This window comes from Amycolatopsis magusensis, from assembly GCF_017875555.1.
In the GTDB taxonomy this organism is placed as follows: Bacteria; Actinomycetota; Actinomycetes; order Mycobacteriales; family Pseudonocardiaceae; genus Amycolatopsis; species Amycolatopsis magusensis.
This window is the reverse complement of sequence record NZ_JAGGMS010000001.1, coordinates 471052-487495: the sequence shown is the minus strand read 5'-3', so window position 1 is coordinate 487495 and position 16444 is coordinate 471052. Positions and strand designations below refer to the sequence as shown.

The following is a 16444-nucleotide window of genomic DNA, read 5'->3' as shown; positions in this document are numbered from 1 at the left end:
GGTTCCTCTCAGTCGCTCAGCTGCCGTTTGGTCCTGGCTTCCTGCTCTTCCCAGTCCTTCGCGGCGATTTCGAGCGCGACGCCGGTTTCCGCGGTGGAGCCGGCGATCGTGGTGAACCCCTCCTTCGCCTTCTCGACCGCGGGCAGATAGCCCTTGGCGAACGCATCGCCGATGCCGTCGCTACCCCAGGGCGCGCCCTCGCCCTGCCCACCGGCGAAAAGGGTCTCCATCGCCTGCTTCAGGTCGTCGGCGGCCGCCTTGAACTTCGGTGCGGCCGCCCGGAGCACATCCGGGTCGATCTTGGCTGTGGTCACTGGTATCCCCTCTGCATGATTGAGCCGAGCGGTTCGTCCTCTTCGGGGTGCTGGGGGCGGGGGCGCGGGCGTGCCGGTGGGGTGGGGGGTACCGGTGCCGTTGCCTGGCCCCCTCGGCCAGGCAACGGCACCGGCGGGTTCAGTGCGCTCAGCGAAGGTGCGCCGGGAAAGAGGTCCGGGAGGTCTGGCATGCCTTGGCGCACCGGGGCGAGTACGGCTGCCGACTTCGCTTGGGCGGCGGCCGCGGCCGCCTGGATGGTCTGCACCACCAAGTGGCCCAGGCGGTCGGGGGTGGTGCGGAGCAACGCCGACTGGGCGAACCGGACGCTGGTCACCACGCCGGTCGCGTTCACCGCCACCGAGACCTGGCCGTCCGGCGACTGCGCCTCGCCGGTGGCGTTCGCGGCCTCCGCCTGCGCGGCCTTCAACTCACCGGTTTGCTTGCGCAGGCCCGCTAACATGTCCTCGACCTGGTCGCGCAGCGCGGCGTTGCGCGCGTCCAGCTGATCCTGTTCCACGCGGTACCTCCCTGGTCGGCTGGAGTCCGAAGTTAGTGCGGGCCTTGGAGGGGCGGTGCCGGTCGATCAACCCACACCGGGTGGCCCCGCCGAGCGCGAAGTCGAGCGCGCCGGCCGCCGGTACGCCGTCATCGTGCGGACCGCGGTGCTCCTTTCGGTCGCCTCCCTGACCTTGTTCACCGTGCCCCTCGACCGTTCGGTGGCCGTGGTGCTCGCACTGGCTTCGTGGAGCGCGTTCTACTGGGGCCGCGCGTCGCGGGTGCTGGTGCTCGACACCGCGGTGATCGCGGTGCTCTGCCTCGGCGCCCGGTGGATCGACCCGGTGGTGCTGCTGCACGACAGCACCAGCTGGGTCCTCGTCGCGGTGTCCATCACCGCGGTGTGCCACCAGTGGCTGTGCGAGCCGGTGCCGGGGTTCGTGCTCACCGTGGTGTTGATCGCGGCCTACCTGGCGGGCTCGGCGATCGCCGACCCCGGCGGCTGGACCGCGTCCTTGCCGCTCGGGCTGTGGACGCTGGCCGAAGCCGGGTTGTCGCGTGGGCTGCGCGTGCTGGTGCGCAAGGCGAGCCGGGCGGTGGACCGGGGGACGGCCGTGGGGGAGCGGGTGCGCCGCGAGGCCGAGATCGCCGCTGCTCGCCGTGCCGACGAACGCGAGCACCTCGCCACCATGCACGACACCGCCGCCGCCACGCTGCTGGCGATCGGCACGGGCATGGTCACCGGCCGCGAACCGTGGCTGGCCGATCGTGCCGCACGGGACCTCGACGTGCTCGCCGGCCGGGCGGAACTGCCGGAAGGCCAGGTGGACCTGGCCGAACTGCTCGACGAGGTGGCCCGGCACAGCCCGGTGGACGCCGAAATCCGGGTCACCGAACCGATCTGCCTGCCGACGAGACCGGCTGTCGCGTTGTGCCGAGCCGCCGGGGAGGCGCTGGAGAACGTCGCCCGGCACGCCGGAGTCGCCTCCGCGGTGGTCACCCTGTGCCGTACGGGTGACAGCGTCCGGCTCGAAGTCACCGACACCGGCCGGGGATTCGACCCGGCGGCGGTCCCCGCGCAACGCCACGGACTGTCCAGGTCCATTGTGGACAGAGTAGCTCGGATCGGCGGGACCGCCGTGGTCCGCAGCGCGCCCGGCAGCGGCACCACGGTCGAGCTGGCGTGGCATGGCTGAACTGACGGTCTCCCGGCTCTTCCGCGGCCTCCGCCTGGCCACCCTGCTCATCACCGCGGTCACCCTGTTCGGCCTGAACCTGCCGCTGCTGCTGGCGAACGCCGAGGTCTACCGCTCTTTCGCGGTCGAGGTGGCCGCCTTCGCCGTCCTGGCGATGGTCGCCGCGGTCACGGGCGTGCTGATCTGGCGCGACCGCCCACTCGGCCGGTGGCGCTGGCCGGCGCTCGGCGCGGTGTTCGCCGCGTCGGTGGCCGCGGTGTCGGCCGTGCCTCCGGAACTCGTGGTCACCGAGGCGGAATGGTCCTACGGCACGATCGGCTGGTGCTGCCTGCTGCTGCTCGCCGACCACCGGTTCACCGCGGTGTTGCTGGCACTGGCCGCGCACCAGGTGTTCAGCTTCGGGCAGCTGATCGCGGTCGGGCAGGCCGACCGGCTGACCCTGGCCGGCCTGGCGACCGTGTCCATCCTCGTGCTCGGGTACCAGCTCACCGTGGCCGCGGCGACGGCCGCGCTGCACCGGCTGGCCCGCCTCGCCCAACACACCGCCGTGCAGGAGGAACGCATCCGCACCGCGGAAGCCGTGGCGGACCAGCTGCACCGCGATCGCCGTACCCGCTTCGAGGAACTGGCGACGAGCACCGTGCCGCTGCTGGCCGGGCTCGCCGCCGGAACCCCGGTGCGCGACCGCGCGTCCTACGCCGTGGAGGCGGCCAGGATGCGCCGCCTGTTCGCCGAAACCGACGACGTCGACGACCCGCTGCTGCACGAGCTGCGTGCCTGTGCGGAAGTGGCCGAACGCAAGGGAGTCACGGTGTTCCTCGGCACCTGGGGCGAACGACCGGAGCTGTCCGTCCCGGTCCGCCGCGCGCTGACCGAACCGGTGGCGGCCTGCCTCGCCGCCACCGTCGCCGAAGCCAGGGTGACCGTGCTGGGCACCCCGGGCACCGCGACCGTCAGCGTGGTGACCGACGCGCCACCACCCGTCCGGCTGCCCTCGTCCGCGCAGGTCACCGTCACGCACCGCGAATCCGGCGGCAAGCACTGGGTGGAGGCCGCGTGGCCGGCGAAGTGATCACCGCGGTGGTCATCGACGACCACCCCGCCATCGTCAGCGGCATCGAAGCCTGGTGCGCCGCCGCGGAACCGCCCGTGCGGGTGGTCGACTCCGGTTCCACGGTCGCCGTCGCCTGGCTCGACCCCGGCAGCGAAGCCGACGTGATCGTGCTCGACCTCCAGCTCGCCGCGCCCACCCCGGCCTACGGCGACCTGCGCAGGCTGGTCGACGCCGGCCGTCACGTGGTCGTCTACACCATGCGCGACGACAAGGACACCGCCCTGACCTGCCTCGACATCGGCGCGTCGAGCTACCTCACCAAGGCCGAGGGCCCGGCGCACCTGGTCGCCGCCATCCACGCCGCCGCCCGGCAGTTGCCCTACACCCCACCCTCCATGGCGAGGGCGATCGGCGTGGACACCCGGCCCGACCGGCCACGCCTCAGCGCCCGCGAGGTCGACGTGCTGGTCAACTGGTTCGCCTGCGAGTCCAAGGACATGGTCGCCGAGAAGCTCGGCCTCTCGGTGCGCACGGTCAACTCCTACATCGACCGCGTGCGGATCAAGTACGCCAACGCGGGCCGCGCGGCACCCACGAAGGCGGGCTTGGTCGCCCGTGCCATCCAGGACGGCCTGGTTCGCCTCGAAGATCTTTAGTTGTCAAGCAGCACCCGGAAGAACGCACGCACCTCCCGCACGAACGACTCCGGTTGTTCGAGTGCGGCGAAGTGCCCACCCCGCTCGGGTTCGGACCAGTAGACGATGTTCGTGTAGCGGTTGGCGGCCCAGCGCCGGGAGGGGCGCGGGGTTTCCCTCGGGAACAGGGTGCAGCCGGTGGGCACGTCGATCAGGTCGCTGGTGGCCTCGGTGAACCACTTCTGCACCTGCCGGATGCTTTCCCAGTACAGGCGCGCGGAGGAAGCACCGGTACCCGGCAGCCAGTAGATCATCACGCTGTCCAGGATTTCGTCCTTGGTGAGGACGCTTTCCAGGTCACCGCCGCAGTCGGTCCAGGAGCGCAGTTTTTCCACGATCCACGCGCACAGCCCGACCGGTGAATCGACCAGGGAGTAGCCGATGGTCTGCGGTTTGGTGGACTGCTCGGCGGAGTAGCCGTCCTCCCATTCGCTCGCGTGCCGCAACGCGTCGAGCGACTGCTGCTCGGCTTTGGTCAAGTCACCGAAGGTGTCCGGATCGGGGGCGGCGAGTGGCGGCATGAGGTGGATGCCGATCAGCCGTTCCGGCGCCTGAACCGCCATGCACGTGGTGATGCTCGTGCCCCAGTCACTGCCCTGGGCACCGAATCGCTCGTACCCCAGCTCGCTCATCAGCCGCAGCCACGCCCCGGCGATCCGTTCGATGCCCCACCCCGGCTCGGCGGGTTTGTCGCTGAAGCCGAACCCCGGGATCGACGGGCACACCACGTGGAAGGCGTCGGCGGGATCGGGTGGATCGGTCAGCGGCTCGATCACCTTGAGGAACTCAAGGATCGAGCCGGGCCACCCACTGGTGAGGACCAGCGGTGTGGCGCCGGGGTGCGGCGAGCGGACGTGCAGGAAGTGGATGCCCAGCCCGTCGATCTCCGTCCTGAACTGGGGGAGCGCGTTCAGGCGGGATTCCACGCGCCGCCAGTCGTATCCGGTGGCCCAGTAGTCGCACAGCTCGCGCAGGTACGCCAGCGGCACGCCCTGCGACCAGTCGCCGACCGTCTCGGCCTCTGGCCAGCGCGTGCGCAGCAGGCGATCGCGGAGGTCGAGGAGCTCCGCTTCGGGGACTTCGAGTCGGTGGTCGATCACGATGGGGACGATAAACGGGTGCCCCGACAGTTTCGCGTTGGTAGCGTCGCGCGGTGCCTTCGACCGTCTTCGTAGACCACACTTTCTCCCTGCCACTGAGCCATGATCACCCGAATGGGGAAAGAATTGAGGGCTACGCCCGAGAGGTCCGGACGCGCACGGATCTGCCGTGGCTGCTGTACCTCAACGGCGGTCCGGGCTTCCCGGCGCCACGGGTGCACGGCGACGAGGGCTGGCTGCGGCGGGCGCTCGCGGACTACCGCGTGCTGCTGCTCGACCAGCGCGGTACCGGCCGGTCCACCCCGCTCAACCGGCACACCCTGCCGCGCCTGGGACCGCACCTGCACCACTTCCGCGCGGACTCCATCGTGCGCGACGCCGAACTGATCAGGCGCTCCCTTCTGGGGGACGAACCGTGGTCCGTCCTGGGCCAGAGTTTCGGCGGCTACTGCACGGTGACGTACCTGTCCCTCGCGCCGGAAGGCCTGCGGGAAGCCATCATCACCGGCGGCCTCCCCGGCGTCGAAGCCGACGCGGACACGGTCTACCGGCACCTCTACCCGGTTGTCGCGGCCAAGACGAAGGCGCACTACCAACGCTTCCCCGGCGACCGCGCCCAGGTCAGGCGGGTCATCGAGCACCTGAACGACGACGAAATCCACCTGCCGGGCGGTCGTCTGCTGACCGCCGACGCGTTCCGGCTTCTCGGCAATCTGCTGGGCTCCAGCACGGGCAGCCGCCAGCTGCACTACCTGCTGGAGGACCCGTTCACCGCAGGCCGGCTCTCGGACGCGTTCCTGATGCAGGTCGAACGCGAGCTGTCCTGGACGAGCACTTCCCCGATCTATTCGCTACTGCACGAGGCCACCTACGCCCAGCACGGCAGGACGGACTGGGCCGGGGAGCGGGTGCGTGCCGAGTTCCCGGACCTGGACTTCCTCGGCGAAATGATCTACCCGTGGATCTTCGACAACGACCCGCTGCTGCGGCCCTTCCGCTCCCTGGCTCACGACCTGGCGCAACACCACTGGCCGCCGTTGTACGACCTGGATCGCTTGCGGGCCAACGAAGTCCCCGTCGCCGCCGCGATCTACGCCGACGACCTGTACATCGCACGGAACCTCTCGCTGGCCACCGCCGAGCTGATCCGCGGCCTACGCCCCTGGCTGACCGCCGACCACGGCCACGACGGCCTGCGCGTGAGCAACGGCGCCGTGCTGGACCACCTCCTCACGAGCCTTCGTCGGGAATGAGGGCGGCGCCGTCCCAGGTGAACCGCGCGGTGGTCACCGCGTCGTCGCCATCGGCGCCGGTGATCAGCTGGTGGATGCCCACCCCGCTCAACTCGGCGTAGGTGCACCACTCGTGGTCCGAGGTGAGCATCAGGTCGAGGTCCAGCGCGGACAGCAAGGCGAACACCTGCCCGCGGTTCGTGGTGTCCACGCCGACGAAGACCTCGTCGAGCAGGATGACCCGCGGCGCCTCCGGCACGGCTTGGTAGTGCGCGGCGACGGCGGCGAACAGCGGCAGGTGCAGCGCGATCGCCTTCTCCCCGCCGGACAGCGCGCCGTGCAGTTTCCTGGTCAGCAGCTCCCAGCCGTTGCCGTTGGCACGATCGACCTTCACCACGAACCGGTGCCAGGCGGTGTAGTCGAAGACCTGCGCCAGCTGCTCTTCCCAGGTGGCCGCGGTGTCGTCGGACCTCGCCTGCTCGATGCGCTCGCGGAAGAACCGGTGCAGGGACTGCCGGTCGGCCTCGGAGAGCCGGACCGGGTCCTTGAGCAGCAGTTCCCTGGCGGTCTTGGTGCCGGGCGGCAGATCGGGCGCGACCTGCCAGACCAGGCGCACGGCCACCTTGGACGCGGTGCGCACGCGTTCCAGCCGGGCGTTCATGCCGTCGACCAGTTCGTTGGCCTGCCGGATCCGGGCCGCGAGGTGGCGGCGGGTGTCGCCGGTCAGCGTCTGGTCGAACAGCTCGCGTTCCCGGTCGGTGATCTCGTGGCGGCTGTCGTCGGCTTCGGTGTCCAGAATCTTCAGCAACTCGGTGGCGCCGACCCGGACCCCGTCGACCACCGCGGTGAAGATCTGCACGTCCTCGTCGGTTTCGAGGTCCAGGTCCGCCCGTGCGCTCAGTGCGCTGCGGCAGGTGTGCACCGATTCGGACAGGCGGTGCAGCGCGTCGCCGATGTTCTTGGGGGCGTGCGGCATGCTCGGCCAGGCCGTGGTGACCAGCCGGGCCGCGTCCAGCGCGGCGCGCACCCCTTCGGAGCCGCGCAGGGTCTCTTCGAACTTCGCCAGGTCGTCGAGCCCGCTGTCGGCCGGGAAGACCCCGGTGGCCAGCTGGCGGAACCGGTGCGCGGCCGCGTCACGCCTGGTCGAGGCGGCTTCGCGGGCCTGCTCGTCGATCTCGCGCCGAGCCCCGAGCTCACCGACTTTGGTGGCCAGTTCGTTGACCTCACGCGAGGTCGCCCGCAGCTCCTCGGCGAGGCTGCGCAGTTTTTCCCGTAGCGCGGCGATTTCGGCCAGTACTTCGCGGTAGTCGACGCCGAACGTGCTGTCGACTGCTTCGAGGGTCGCGGCGAGTTTCTCGTGGCGGCTCTCGGCCTCCGCCGCTTCCTCTTCGCGCGCGCTCGCATTGGCCGCCGACCGCTGGGCCTGGTTCCGTGAGGTGGCCAGCACTCGCCGCGCTTCCAGCAGCTTCTCGTGTGCTTCCAGCCAGGTTTCCGCCTGTTCGTGGAAGACCGTGACCGCGGATTCCAATGTGGACAGACCGGTGCGCTCGGCGGGCAGGCCGTGTTCGGCGGCGAGGCTGGTCAGCTGCCGCAACGCCCGGGTCACCTCGCCTTCCCTGGCCGTCACCGTGTCGACGCGCTCTTGGACGATCCGGTTGGCCGACCCGAGATCGGCCTCGGCGCGGGTCAGCACCTGCGTGGCTTCGATCAGCGGGCCGTGGCCGGGCCGGGCGGCGCGTTCCGTTTCGAGCACTTGACGACGGGTGCGCAGCGAAGCCAGCCCTCGTTCGAGGGAGGCGATTTCCGCCTCATAGTCAGAAAGCTGGTCTTCCAGGTCCTGGATGCGGAGCTCTCGTGCACGACGGCGAGCGGTCGAGCCGATGAAGGACGGCTGCGCCTTCTGCCAACTGCCGGTGAGGTTCCCGAGCCGCCAGCTCCCGTCCGCGCCGATCGCCGCCGGGGAATCGGGCAGCTCCTCGCCGTACGCTACCGACGTCAGCAATCGCCGCACCGCCCGCGAATCCTCGCTGCCTTCGGGGATGAGCACGTCGGCGAGTGAGCCACCGGTGACCGGCACCAAGGCGTCCGGATCGGCGAAGATGTCGTGCCCCTCGATCTCGCCGCGTGGACCGAGCCACGCGTCGAGCAGGCCGGACGCTTCGAGCGCCGCTTCGATGCCCGCGCGCTCGCTTTCCGCTGTGGTGGCGGCGAAATCGACCAACCGCCACAGCGGCGCCCCCGGCATCCGGCTCCGATCCGCTGTTCTGGTGGCCGGGGCGGCCGGCGGGATGTCGCGTTCCGTGCTGAGCCGGGCCGCTTCGGCGGCGACTTCGTCCCGCTTGGTCCGTGCGACCTCCAGCGCCGCGCTCCGGCTCGTTTCCAGCGTGGTGATCTCCTGCTGGGCGCTCAGCGACGCCGTCTCGACCAGCGCCAGTACGGCCGATTCCGACTCCGCCTGCTCGGCCAGCGCGGACGGGTCCTCGAACCGCAGCTCGTGGCACCCGGATGCCCACTCCACCAGGCGGGCGCCGAATTCGAAGAGCACGGTCTCGCGCTCCACCGCCGCCGTGTCGAGCTTCTGCTGGGCCGTGGAGAACGTCGTCCTGGCCTGGTCGAGGTCGCTTTCCGCCTGGTGCCGCAACGCCACCGCGTGCTCGTGGAAGTCGAGCGCCTTGCCGACCGCGCTGAGCTGCTCACGCTTGGCGCGTACGGACGCCCGCAGCAATGGTCGGCCGGGCTCCCGGACCAGCTCCGCGTGCACACTGCTCATCGCGGCCCGCGCGGCCGCGTGCCGGATGTCCGTCCGTTGCACCTTCTCGGTCTCCGCCTGCCGGTGTTCGGCCTGCTCAGCGGCTTGTTCCGTGGCGCGGTCACCGTCGGCTTCGGTGCGTTTGCGGTGGGCGTCCTCGCGAATCCTGGTCGCTTCGACCCTCGCTTCGCGGGTGCGCTCACGCAACCTGTCCAGCTCCTGGCCCTGCTTGTACGCGTCGCTCTCCGTCAGCCCGGCTTTGCGCGACTCGGCAGTGCCGATCTCCTTTTCGAGCGCTAGCACGCGTTCTTCGGCGGCCCGTTTCCGGGCTTCGACCTCGGCGTGTTCCTCGGCGGACGCCTTCGCCGCCTTGGCGGAGTTCTCCAGGTCGTTGGTCGCCGTGGTCAGGACGGCCGCTCCCGCGCGAAGCACCCGCTGCGCGTACGTCTTCTGCCGTGCGGCGAGGGTGCGGGTTGCCGCGACCTCTTCTTCCAGCGTGGTCAGCTTCTCGCGCTGGGCATCGAGCCGCTCGAATCCCTCGGCGAGGTCCGCGATTTCCTGCTGGTCGAGCGGGGGCAGCGCCCGGGAAAGCAGGTTCGACAGCAGGCCGGGGTCGAGGCGCTGTGACAGCTTCGGCGTGCGCAACTGCAGCAGTGCCAGGATCAGCGCCTCGTACCGCTGCTCGCTCAGCGACGGGAACAGCGTGGTGCGGACCTCGGTCCGGTAGTCGGTCGCGCTGCCGTGCACGGTGCCGCTGCCGTCCAGGTGCTCGGCCAGCGCGTTCTTGGTCAGCGGCTGCCCGGCCTCGTTCACCAGCTCGAGGTCGTGGCCGATCCGCAGGCCGGTGGTGAAGTACTCGGGGTGCACGGTGGTGGTGTGGCTGCTCGCCTGGAGCCGGGCGCCGCAGGTGAACCAGCGTTCGCCCGCCCGGAACTCGAGCCAGACGTAACCCACCCTGGTGGTCCCGGTCGCGCCTTCGCCCATCAGGTTCCAGTGCATGGTCCGTTCACCGGTGCCGAAGGTGGACAGCCGGTTCGCCCGCAGGTTCGCGTCGAACAGGAACGGCAGCAGCACCTCGAGCGCCTTGGACTTCCCGCTGCCGTTGGGGCCGCGGAGCAGCAACCGTCCTTTGTGGAACTCGAAGACCTCGTCGTAGTACCGCCAGACGTTGAGGATGCCCGCCCGCGTGGGAACCCAGCGCGAGGGCGGCGCCTGCGGCTCGTCGGCGGCGCGGTGCGGCAGGGCGGTGACGGTCATGGGGTCGTCCCCTCGGTGGTCCTGGTGGCGGAAACGGCGTACCGCGCCGCCGCGGGCAGCGGCCGGACCACGCCCGCGGTGACCCGCACGAGGTCGAAGTCGGTGAGCACGGCCAGCGCGTCGGCGGCCAGCTGGCGCGTGCCCTCGTCACCGCGGTAGCTCTTGGCCCACCGCGGGAAGCGGTCGAGCAGGGCCGCGGCGGTGAATTCGAGCTGCTCCACGGTCGCGGGCCCGCTCATCGTGTCGAGCAGCAGCAGGGCGGCGACCTTGGCGTTGGCCACGTCGTCCGGGAAGCGGCTGTCGGTGGCGACGGAGTCGACGTCGATCAGCAGCACGCCCTCGGCCCGCTCCTCCAGCAGGAACCCGCCCAGCTCGGCGGCCTGCCGGAGCAGGCGGCGGCCGGTGGGGGAGTTGAGGTACGCCTGCTCGTCGGCGGACAGGTCGTCGAAGTAGACCACCGGATCGTCGACCAGCCTGCGGAAGACCGAATGCCGCAGCCACAGGTTCCGCTGGACGTCCGAGGCGCCGGGCGTGTCCTCGTGCCGGCCGGCGGACAAGCCGTACCGGCGTTCCCTGGAGACCGCTTCGAGTAGCTCTTCGAACCGCAGGGCGACGTCCTCCGCCGGTACCGCCAGTTGTGACGGGCCGACGGGCGCGGCCAGCAGCCGCAACAACAAGGTCGGGTCCACGCGGTAGAGGACCTTCGCCTCGGCCGACTCGACGAAGGTCTCGGTCACCCCGTCGACGACCTCGACCGCGCCGTAGGACTCGAGCAGCCGGAGCACGTCGACGAAGGCCATCCGCTCGCTCCGGCTCGACGCGTCGAAGGTGGTGACCACCTCGTCCGCGTTGGTGGCCCTGGTGATCCGGTCGGCCAGCAGCCCGATGGTGGTCACCGGCACCGACTGCAGTTCGGCGGCCACCACGCAGAGCAGCACGTACCGGCGGCGGTCGAAGGGCGCCCGGCCGGACCGCAGCCGCCGCGCGGGACGGCTGGCGTCCGCGGCGACGCGCACCTTGACCAGCCGCGCGTACCCGAGCCGCGGCTCGACCGTCAGCGTCCAGCCGCAGTAGTAGTCGAACCACTTGCGGATCGGTTCGCGGCGGCGTCGTACCAGGTCGAACACGTCCGGCGCGGAACGTTCCGTGATCAGCGGCGTGGAGAGCAACCAGCGGATGCCGTAGGCGACTTCTTCGCGCTCGGCCGTCACCAGCTGGTTGGCGAGCTGGCTCATGTGTCGTCTCCGCTCGCTCGCCGCCGGAGTTGCCCGGCCGCCCGGATCTCGATCTCGTAGTCGGGCCCGCGAAATTCGCCGCGCGGGGTGGTCAGCACCGCGATTGCCCCGTCCTGGGGCGGGCGCAGCAGGATCTCGATCCGGCCGTCCGAGGTGGTGCTCCGCCGGGTGCCGCCCGCGCCGGGACCGGTGGCCAGCGCGTTGCCCAGCAGGTCCAGCAGGCGTTCGAAAAGCGCGTGGTCAAGCCGCTCGAACGCGGAAAGCCGGATCGCGCCCCCGGTGTCGAGCATGTCCCAGGCGGCTTCCAACTCGGCACGCTCGGCCAGTGCCTGCTCGGCGCGTGCCGCCTTGATCGCCGCGACATCGCGGACGCGGCCGGTTTTGGTGAAGCGTTCGGCTTTCCCGGCCGACCGCAGCAGCGGGGAGACCGCCACCGGCGGGATCTCGTGCCAGGAGGCGGCCGGGCTGACGAGCTCGGGATCCGGGTGGGCGAGGTGTGCGTGCCGTGCCGAGCTCAAGCCGAACATGGTCGTCCACAGGCGGTGCAGGTCCTCCTGCGCCGGGACGACCGTGAACCACCTGGCCAGCTCGCGGAAGTCGGCGACCGCGCTGCTGGAGCGCCGCTTGGATTCGGTGATCCTGGCGAGCACCTGCAGCAGGGTGATGATCGCGCGCCGCGCGACCAGGTGCAGCTGCTCGACCCGGGGAGCCGAACCGTCCGTCGGCCGGAACCACGCGCGCAGCCCCTCCCAGCGGGCGCGGCGGTGCGCCAGCCAGGCCGGGCCGGGATCGGTGCCGGTCAGCTGGGGGAGGTCGGCGCCGAGCAGCGCGCGCTGGTGGAGCAGGCCGACGCCGTGTTCCTCGATCTTCCCGATCCGCGTGGCGATGGCGTGGGTGCGGGGCTCCAGGTTCGTCAGGAACTCCTCGAGGTAGGCGACCGTCGACGCCTTGACCTCGTGAAAGGTGGTGAGGTCGGCGCCGTCCGCGCGCAGCAGGCGCTGGAGCTCGCCGTTGAACTGCTTGGTGTTGCCCCGCAGGGCTTCCAGGTGCCCTTCCAGTTCGGTCAGCGTGCTGAAGACACGCCGGTCGGAACCGGTGTCCAGCTCCTGGACCAGGTCGCCGAGCCGGTCGGAGATCGCGTCGAGCACGGCTGTCTGCAGTGCGCCGGTCGAGGCCAGCAGGCTCATCGCGTGCACCACGCCGGCGAAGGCCGCTTCTCCCTGCCGGGTCAGCGAGTACTGCAGGTTGCGGCGCTCGTACTCGCTGGCCGTGCGGTAGTTCTCCGAGTGGTTCTGGGTGACGTCGACCAGGTTCCAGGTGCGGAGCTGGTCGAGCGCGGAGGCGAGGTCGTTGTCGTCGAGGGCGTCGAGCCAGCCGATCGAGCGCAAGCGCGCGCGGACGTCGTCGAGCCCGAGCGCGGTCTCCAGCCGCTCGTTGGCCTCGCCGAAGGCGTGCAGGACCGCGACGTAGAGCTCGGCCCGGTCGCCGCTGGTGAAGCGGAACATCTCGGGCGGGACGCGGATCGGGTCCATGGCGACCACGGTAGGTGGTGATACCGACAGTTACCGGGAGGTGGGCAGTTCTGTGAGCAAAACCGGGGCCACGCGTTCCTCGGAGACCGTGGTGCCGACGCTCCTCAGGTGGCCGGCGAGCGCCGCGTCCCACGGCACGTCGGTGACCCGGCCGACCGGCGGCCCGTCGCCGATCGCGGCCGCGGCGAGGTAGTCGTCGCTGGTCATCCGCCACGGCCGCGCGCCGGTCCGCGCGATGACGTTGGCGGCGATCCGCAGGCCCTCGCCGTCGAAATCCCCGTGGTAGTGGAGGTTCGCCTTGGCCAGTTGCCGCAGCAGGAGGATGCCCGCGCTGCTCGGCCAGCCGGAGGTGCAGACCATCGGCGGGCAGCGGTCGCCGAAGCGGTCGAGGGCCAGCGCCAGGACGCTGGGGTTCTCGAAGATCCAGACGTCCTGTGGTGGCTCGATTTCGCTCTTCCGGAGTTGCTGCAGGGTGAGGACGGCGGCTTGCCCTGCGTCGGCGCATACCCGCAGGATCCGGTTCGCGACGTCTTGTCCGGTGGTTCGAAATCCGGTGGCCAGGACGGTGGAGGACAGCTCGTCGTCCGCGATCCCGGCCCGCTCCCAGATCGCGCGGCGATCCTGGGCGTTCTGGGGCTGCGGCAGGTCGTAGATGGCGGTCAGGGCCTTCTGGACCAGGCCGGTGAGCCGCCTGCCGTCGTCGAGGGCGTGGGTCTCACCGAGCACGTTCTCGGCGAAGACCGGCAGCGGCACCCCGGCAGCGGGGAGGCGGGAGAGCACTTCGAGGGCCTTCTCGAGCTCCTGCTTGTCGGCCCTGATGGTCGCGGCCCAGTCGCCCAAGGCGGGCTGCGCTTCGACGACAGGGTGCGTGGCGAGCCAAGTACGCAGCTCAGCGCGTTCGTCCGCGGCCTTCCGGCGCTCAGCCGCACGATCACCGATGGGCCCTCGCAGGTCGGTGAGGACGGTCCGGAGGTCCTGGCCGGTGGCCTCCTGCACGGCCTCCTGGAGTCGTGGCAGGGAGATGTTGGCCTGGGGGCCGGGGAGCTTCTCGAGCCCGAGCAGGTCGGCGATGGCCGCCTGCTGATCGGCGTCGAGGGGCCCGACCCGGACGCGGCTCACCGGCAGCCCGGACGACAACCTCGTGTGGACCGCGTGCCACAACGGCGTCAGTTCGGGACGGAAGTTCACAGTGGTCGCAGCATAGACTCAGGCACGTGAGCAGGGATGCGCGTGAGCTGGGGAGCGCATGGACCAAGTTCCAGCGGCATTCGTTTCCGCGCCCGTCGCCAGCACTGGCTCGGTACGTGGACCGCTACTGGGTGGTTTCGTGGGATTACGAGGAGCCTTACCGGCAGCTGATCGTGCCCTATCCGAACGTGCACCTGGTGTTCAACCGCAGTGGTGGCGCTTACGTGAACGGTGTGGCGTCCGGGCATCAGATCCGGGTGCTTTCCGGCGCGGACGGCGTCTTCGGCGTGGCGTTCCGGCCGGGCTGTTTCCGCCCGTTCCTGGGACGCTCGGTGTCCGAGCTGACCGACACCGCGGTGGACGCCTCCACGGTGTTCCGCGGCGAGGTGCCGGATGCCCCCTCCGTGGCGGCGGTCGAGGAGTTCCTGCTGGCCCAGCAGCCCGCCGCGGATTTACGAGCTGATTCGGCTGCCGAGGCTGTGAACCTGATCATCGCGAAACCCGAAATCACGCGTGTCGCCCTACTGGCCGATGCACTGGGCACGAACGCGCGGGCCCTGCAACGACTTTTCGCCGAATACGTCGGCATCGGCCCTAAGTGGGTAATCCGGCGATACCGCCTGCATGAGGTCACCGAACGCCTGTCCACCGGTGGTGTCGTCGACTGGGCCGCGCTGGCCGCGGACCTGGGCTACGCGGACCAGGCCCACTTCACCCGGGACTTCAAATCCATGTTCGGTGAATCGCCCACCCATTATGCTGAGCGCTACTAAGGCTCCGGCGTCCCGCCCGGCGATGCGGAGCCGAACTCTCCTCTCCGGGATGCTGCTCGTGCTCGGCATGATGCGATCCTGTGGTGGCGATCGAGGTGGGCGAACGCTCGGTGCGGGAACTCGCGGCCCCTCGCCGTTCGAACGAAAATGTCATGGGTAGCCGCCCGGTCGATCAGTTGACAGTTGTTCACCGGGCTGGTCAGAAGTTGGACAAATTCCGGTCGGCTCGGCGAGTCGGCTGGCGACGGCGCTGGGTGTCGGTCGGCTGGAGACGGAGGCGATGCACAGTCGGTAAACAACCGTGATCATTCGCAGTGCTGTTGCTACAGGAAGGATATGTTGCAATGGTTCGAGGTGGGCCTTCGTTCCGGCGACAATATTTTGTCGTCGGCCGCTTGTTGTGACTAAAACCAACCCGGTCTCAATGAAAGTTGATTCGCTCGACGCGCGAAGACGATGGGCGCAGTCGCGCGGTGGTGGCCGACCTGACAGATGAGCAGGGCTGTCGCCTCAGTGTTCCGGCCACTCGGGTCGCTCAGCCGAGGCGGTGGCCCGCCAGTGGGGCGCCCGGGCCCGACACCCAGGAGCGTCAGAGGATGGGCACGGGTCCGAGCAGTGGCTTCACAATGCATGTTTGGTAGTGTAAAGGTCAGTTTCACCTTGTAGTAGTCAGGTGACGCCCGAGTTCACGCCGTCTAGCCTGTGGGGGCTTCCGCTGCCCGACAGCATCCCGACACGATGGGGCGCAGCCTCGCCCCAGTTCGCACGACAGTTGGTTCACTGGAACCGAGCTAGATTCTCGAAGCAGGTCGGCCGAGTCCCGCGCGGCTGGCTTTCCCCGGGGCCCGGTGGCCCTCCGTGCGGGCAACGCTGATTGCTTGCAGGAGAAACTCGATTGGGAGGTCAACCGCTCATACGGTCTTACTCCCGGCGAAGACCTGGTCGCCCACCCCGACATGATCCCCGGATTGAACGTTGACGAGCAAGCATTCGAGGTCGTGCTGGCCGAGCGCTCACACTTCGAATGACACAACGACTTGGTTCAAGCGGCAAGGCGCCGCAATCACCACCGAGATGCCACGTGAGTGACCCGCTGAGTACCACGACACGGTGTCGTCACCACTGCAGCGTTCGACACGTTCTGGTCATTCGTGGAACCGGGCGCGAGCTTGTAACGCTCTGTGGTCGTGGCCGATATAGGTGATACATTTGAAGATTCATCACTGCTAGGGGAGGCGCGGTGGCAGACGCCGAGACCATAGTTACGATCGAGACCGCCAGTCGCCAGTACGTTCGCACGGACCCGGTGTTTCTCGAACACGTCGTGGAGTTGCGCGACGACCTAGTCAGGGCAGGCATCGAGGTGGTGAGCGGCGACGGGCGCGGACAAAAAGGGTTCGGTGACGTCGAGCCGATCGTCCAGGCGGTCGTTCTCGGCGGGCCCGGTCTGCTCGCCCTGTGCGGCGTGGTCAAGCTGTGGCTCAAGCAGCGCGGCGGCCGCCTGCTCCGGATGACCGTCGAGGTGAGGGACGGCAAGCACGTCGTCGAACTGGACGGGAAGAACGTATCTGACGAGACGTTGCTTGCGTTCTCCAAGGACGTGGCCAAGCGGCTGGAGTGACC

The 16444-nt window shown here is 69.8% G+C and carries 14 protein-coding genes; 7 read left to right on the top strand and 7 right to left on the bottom strand.

Features of this window, described 5'->3' with window-relative positions:
* Positions 1 to 8 precede the first annotated feature (8 nt).
* Together JOM49_RS02215 and JOM49_RS02210 are read right to left on the bottom strand one after the other, a co-directional pair.
* Positions 9 to 314 (bottom strand): hypothetical protein, encoded by a 306-nt coding sequence (locus JOM49_RS02215; protein WP_209662610.1) that lies wholly within the window; start codon positions 312 to 314, stop codon positions 9 to 11.
* Positions 311 to 832, bottom strand: a complete 522-nt coding sequence (locus tag JOM49_RS02210) for a YbaB/EbfC family nucleoid-associated protein (RefSeq protein WP_209662603.1) — start codon at positions 830 to 832, stop codon at positions 311 to 313. Before JOM49_RS02210 ends, JOM49_RS02215 begins: the two co-directional genes overlap by 4 nt.
* A gap of 55 nt (positions 833 to 887) precedes the next feature.
* Here JOM49_RS02210 and JOM49_RS43995 point away from each other — a divergent pair, with 55 nt between their 5' ends.
* The 3 genes from JOM49_RS43995 to JOM49_RS42755 are packed head-to-tail and all read left to right on the top strand — an operon-like array spanning position 888 to position 3716.
* The gene (locus JOM49_RS43995; RefSeq protein WP_209662601.1) at positions 888 to 2006 is read left to right on the top strand and encodes a sensor histidine kinase; all 1119 of its coding nucleotides are present in this window, start codon (positions 888 to 890) and stop codon (positions 2004 to 2006) included.
* Positions 1999 to 3078, top strand: coding sequence for a hypothetical protein (locus JOM49_RS42760; RefSeq protein ID WP_245369214.1), 1080 nt, complete (start codon positions 1999 to 2001; stop codon positions 3076 to 3078). Before JOM49_RS43995 ends, JOM49_RS42760 begins: the two co-directional genes overlap by 8 nt.
* Positions 3063 to 3716 (top strand): DNA-binding response regulator, encoded by a 654-nt coding sequence (locus JOM49_RS42755; protein WP_282768298.1) that lies wholly within the window; start codon positions 3063 to 3065, stop codon positions 3714 to 3716. The genes JOM49_RS42760 and JOM49_RS42755 overlap by 16 nt, the downstream gene beginning before the upstream one ends.
* On the opposite strand, the gene JOM49_RS02195 is transcribed toward JOM49_RS42755, so the two are convergent.
* The gene (locus JOM49_RS02195; RefSeq protein WP_372444206.1) at positions 3713 to 4858 is read right to left on the bottom strand and encodes an epoxide hydrolase family protein; all 1146 of its coding nucleotides are present in this window, start codon (positions 4856 to 4858) and stop codon (positions 3713 to 3715) included. The genes JOM49_RS42755 and JOM49_RS02195 overlap by 4 nt on opposite strands.
* 50 nt (positions 4859 to 4908) lie before the next feature.
* Here JOM49_RS02195 and JOM49_RS02190 point away from each other — a divergent pair, with 50 nt between their 5' ends.
* Entirely contained in the window at positions 4909 to 6108 is a 1200-nt protein-coding gene (locus tag JOM49_RS02190) for an alpha/beta fold hydrolase (protein WP_209662597.1), read from the top strand.
* Here JOM49_RS02190 and JOM49_RS02185 read toward each other — a convergent pair.
* The 4 genes from JOM49_RS02185 to JOM49_RS02170 are packed head-to-tail and all read right to left on the bottom strand — an operon-like array spanning position 6086 to position 14048.
* The gene (locus JOM49_RS02185; protein WP_209662594.1) at positions 6086 to 10093 is read right to left on the bottom strand and encodes a TIGR02680 family protein; all 4008 of its coding nucleotides are present in this window, start codon (positions 10091 to 10093) and stop codon (positions 6086 to 6088) included. The two genes, JOM49_RS02190 and JOM49_RS02185, sit on opposite strands and share 23 nt — an antisense overlap.
* Positions 10090 to 11328: a TIGR02678 family protein gene (locus JOM49_RS02180; RefSeq protein WP_209662592.1), complete on the bottom strand. Its 1239-nt coding sequence runs from the start codon at positions 11326 to 11328 to the stop codon at positions 10090 to 10092. Before JOM49_RS02180 ends, JOM49_RS02185 begins: the two co-directional genes overlap by 4 nt.
* Positions 11325 to 12860 (bottom strand): TIGR02677 family protein, encoded by a 1536-nt coding sequence (locus tag JOM49_RS02175; protein ID WP_209662590.1) that lies wholly within the window; start codon positions 12858 to 12860, stop codon positions 11325 to 11327. Before JOM49_RS02175 ends, JOM49_RS02180 begins: the two co-directional genes overlap by 4 nt.
* A gap of 30 nt (positions 12861 to 12890) precedes the next feature.
* Positions 12891 to 14048, bottom strand: a complete 1158-nt coding sequence (locus JOM49_RS02170; protein WP_209662589.1) for a TIGR02679 family protein — start codon at positions 14046 to 14048, stop codon at positions 12891 to 12893.
* A 26-nt stretch (positions 14049 to 14074) separates the two neighbouring features.
* On the opposite strand from JOM49_RS02170, the gene JOM49_RS02165 reads away from it, so the two are divergent.
* The 3 genes from JOM49_RS02165 (at position 14075) to JOM49_RS02155 (ending at position 16442) form a co-directional block, all read left to right on the top strand.
* Positions 14075 to 14821 carry a DUF6597 domain-containing transcriptional factor gene (locus JOM49_RS02165; protein ID WP_308158627.1) on the top strand — a complete coding sequence of 249 codons (747 nt, stop codon included), beginning with the start codon at positions 14075 to 14077 and terminating at the stop codon, positions 14819 to 14821.
* A gap of 878 nt (positions 14822 to 15699) precedes the next feature.
* Positions 15700 to 15849, top strand: a complete 150-nt coding sequence (locus JOM49_RS02160) for a hypothetical protein (RefSeq protein ID WP_209662588.1) — start codon at positions 15700 to 15702, stop codon at positions 15847 to 15849.
* Between the two features lie 212 nt (positions 15850 to 16061).
* Entirely contained in the window at positions 16062 to 16442 is a 381-nt protein-coding gene (locus tag JOM49_RS02155) for an effector-associated constant component EACC1 (RefSeq protein ID WP_209662587.1), read from the top strand.
* The last annotated feature ends 2 nt before the right edge of the window (positions 16443 to 16444 follow it).

Bases quoted from the DNA above. Each gene is read 5' to 3' on its own strand.
- JOM49_RS42760 (WP_245369214.1), top strand. From the start codon at position 1,999: ATGGCTGAACTGACGGTCTCCCGGCTCTTCCGCGGCCTCCGCCTGGCC.
- JOM49_RS02185 (WP_209662594.1), bottom strand. From the start codon at position 10,093: ATGACCGTCACCGCCCTGCCGCACCGCGCCGCCGACGAGCCGCAGGCG.
- JOM49_RS02180 (WP_209662592.1), bottom strand. From the start codon at position 11,328: ATGAGCCAGCTCGCCAACCAGCTGGTGACGGCCGAGCGCGAAGAAGTC.
- JOM49_RS02175 (WP_209662590.1), bottom strand. From the start codon at position 12,860: ATGGACCCGATCCGCGTCCCGCCCGAGATGTTCCGCTTCACCAGCGGC.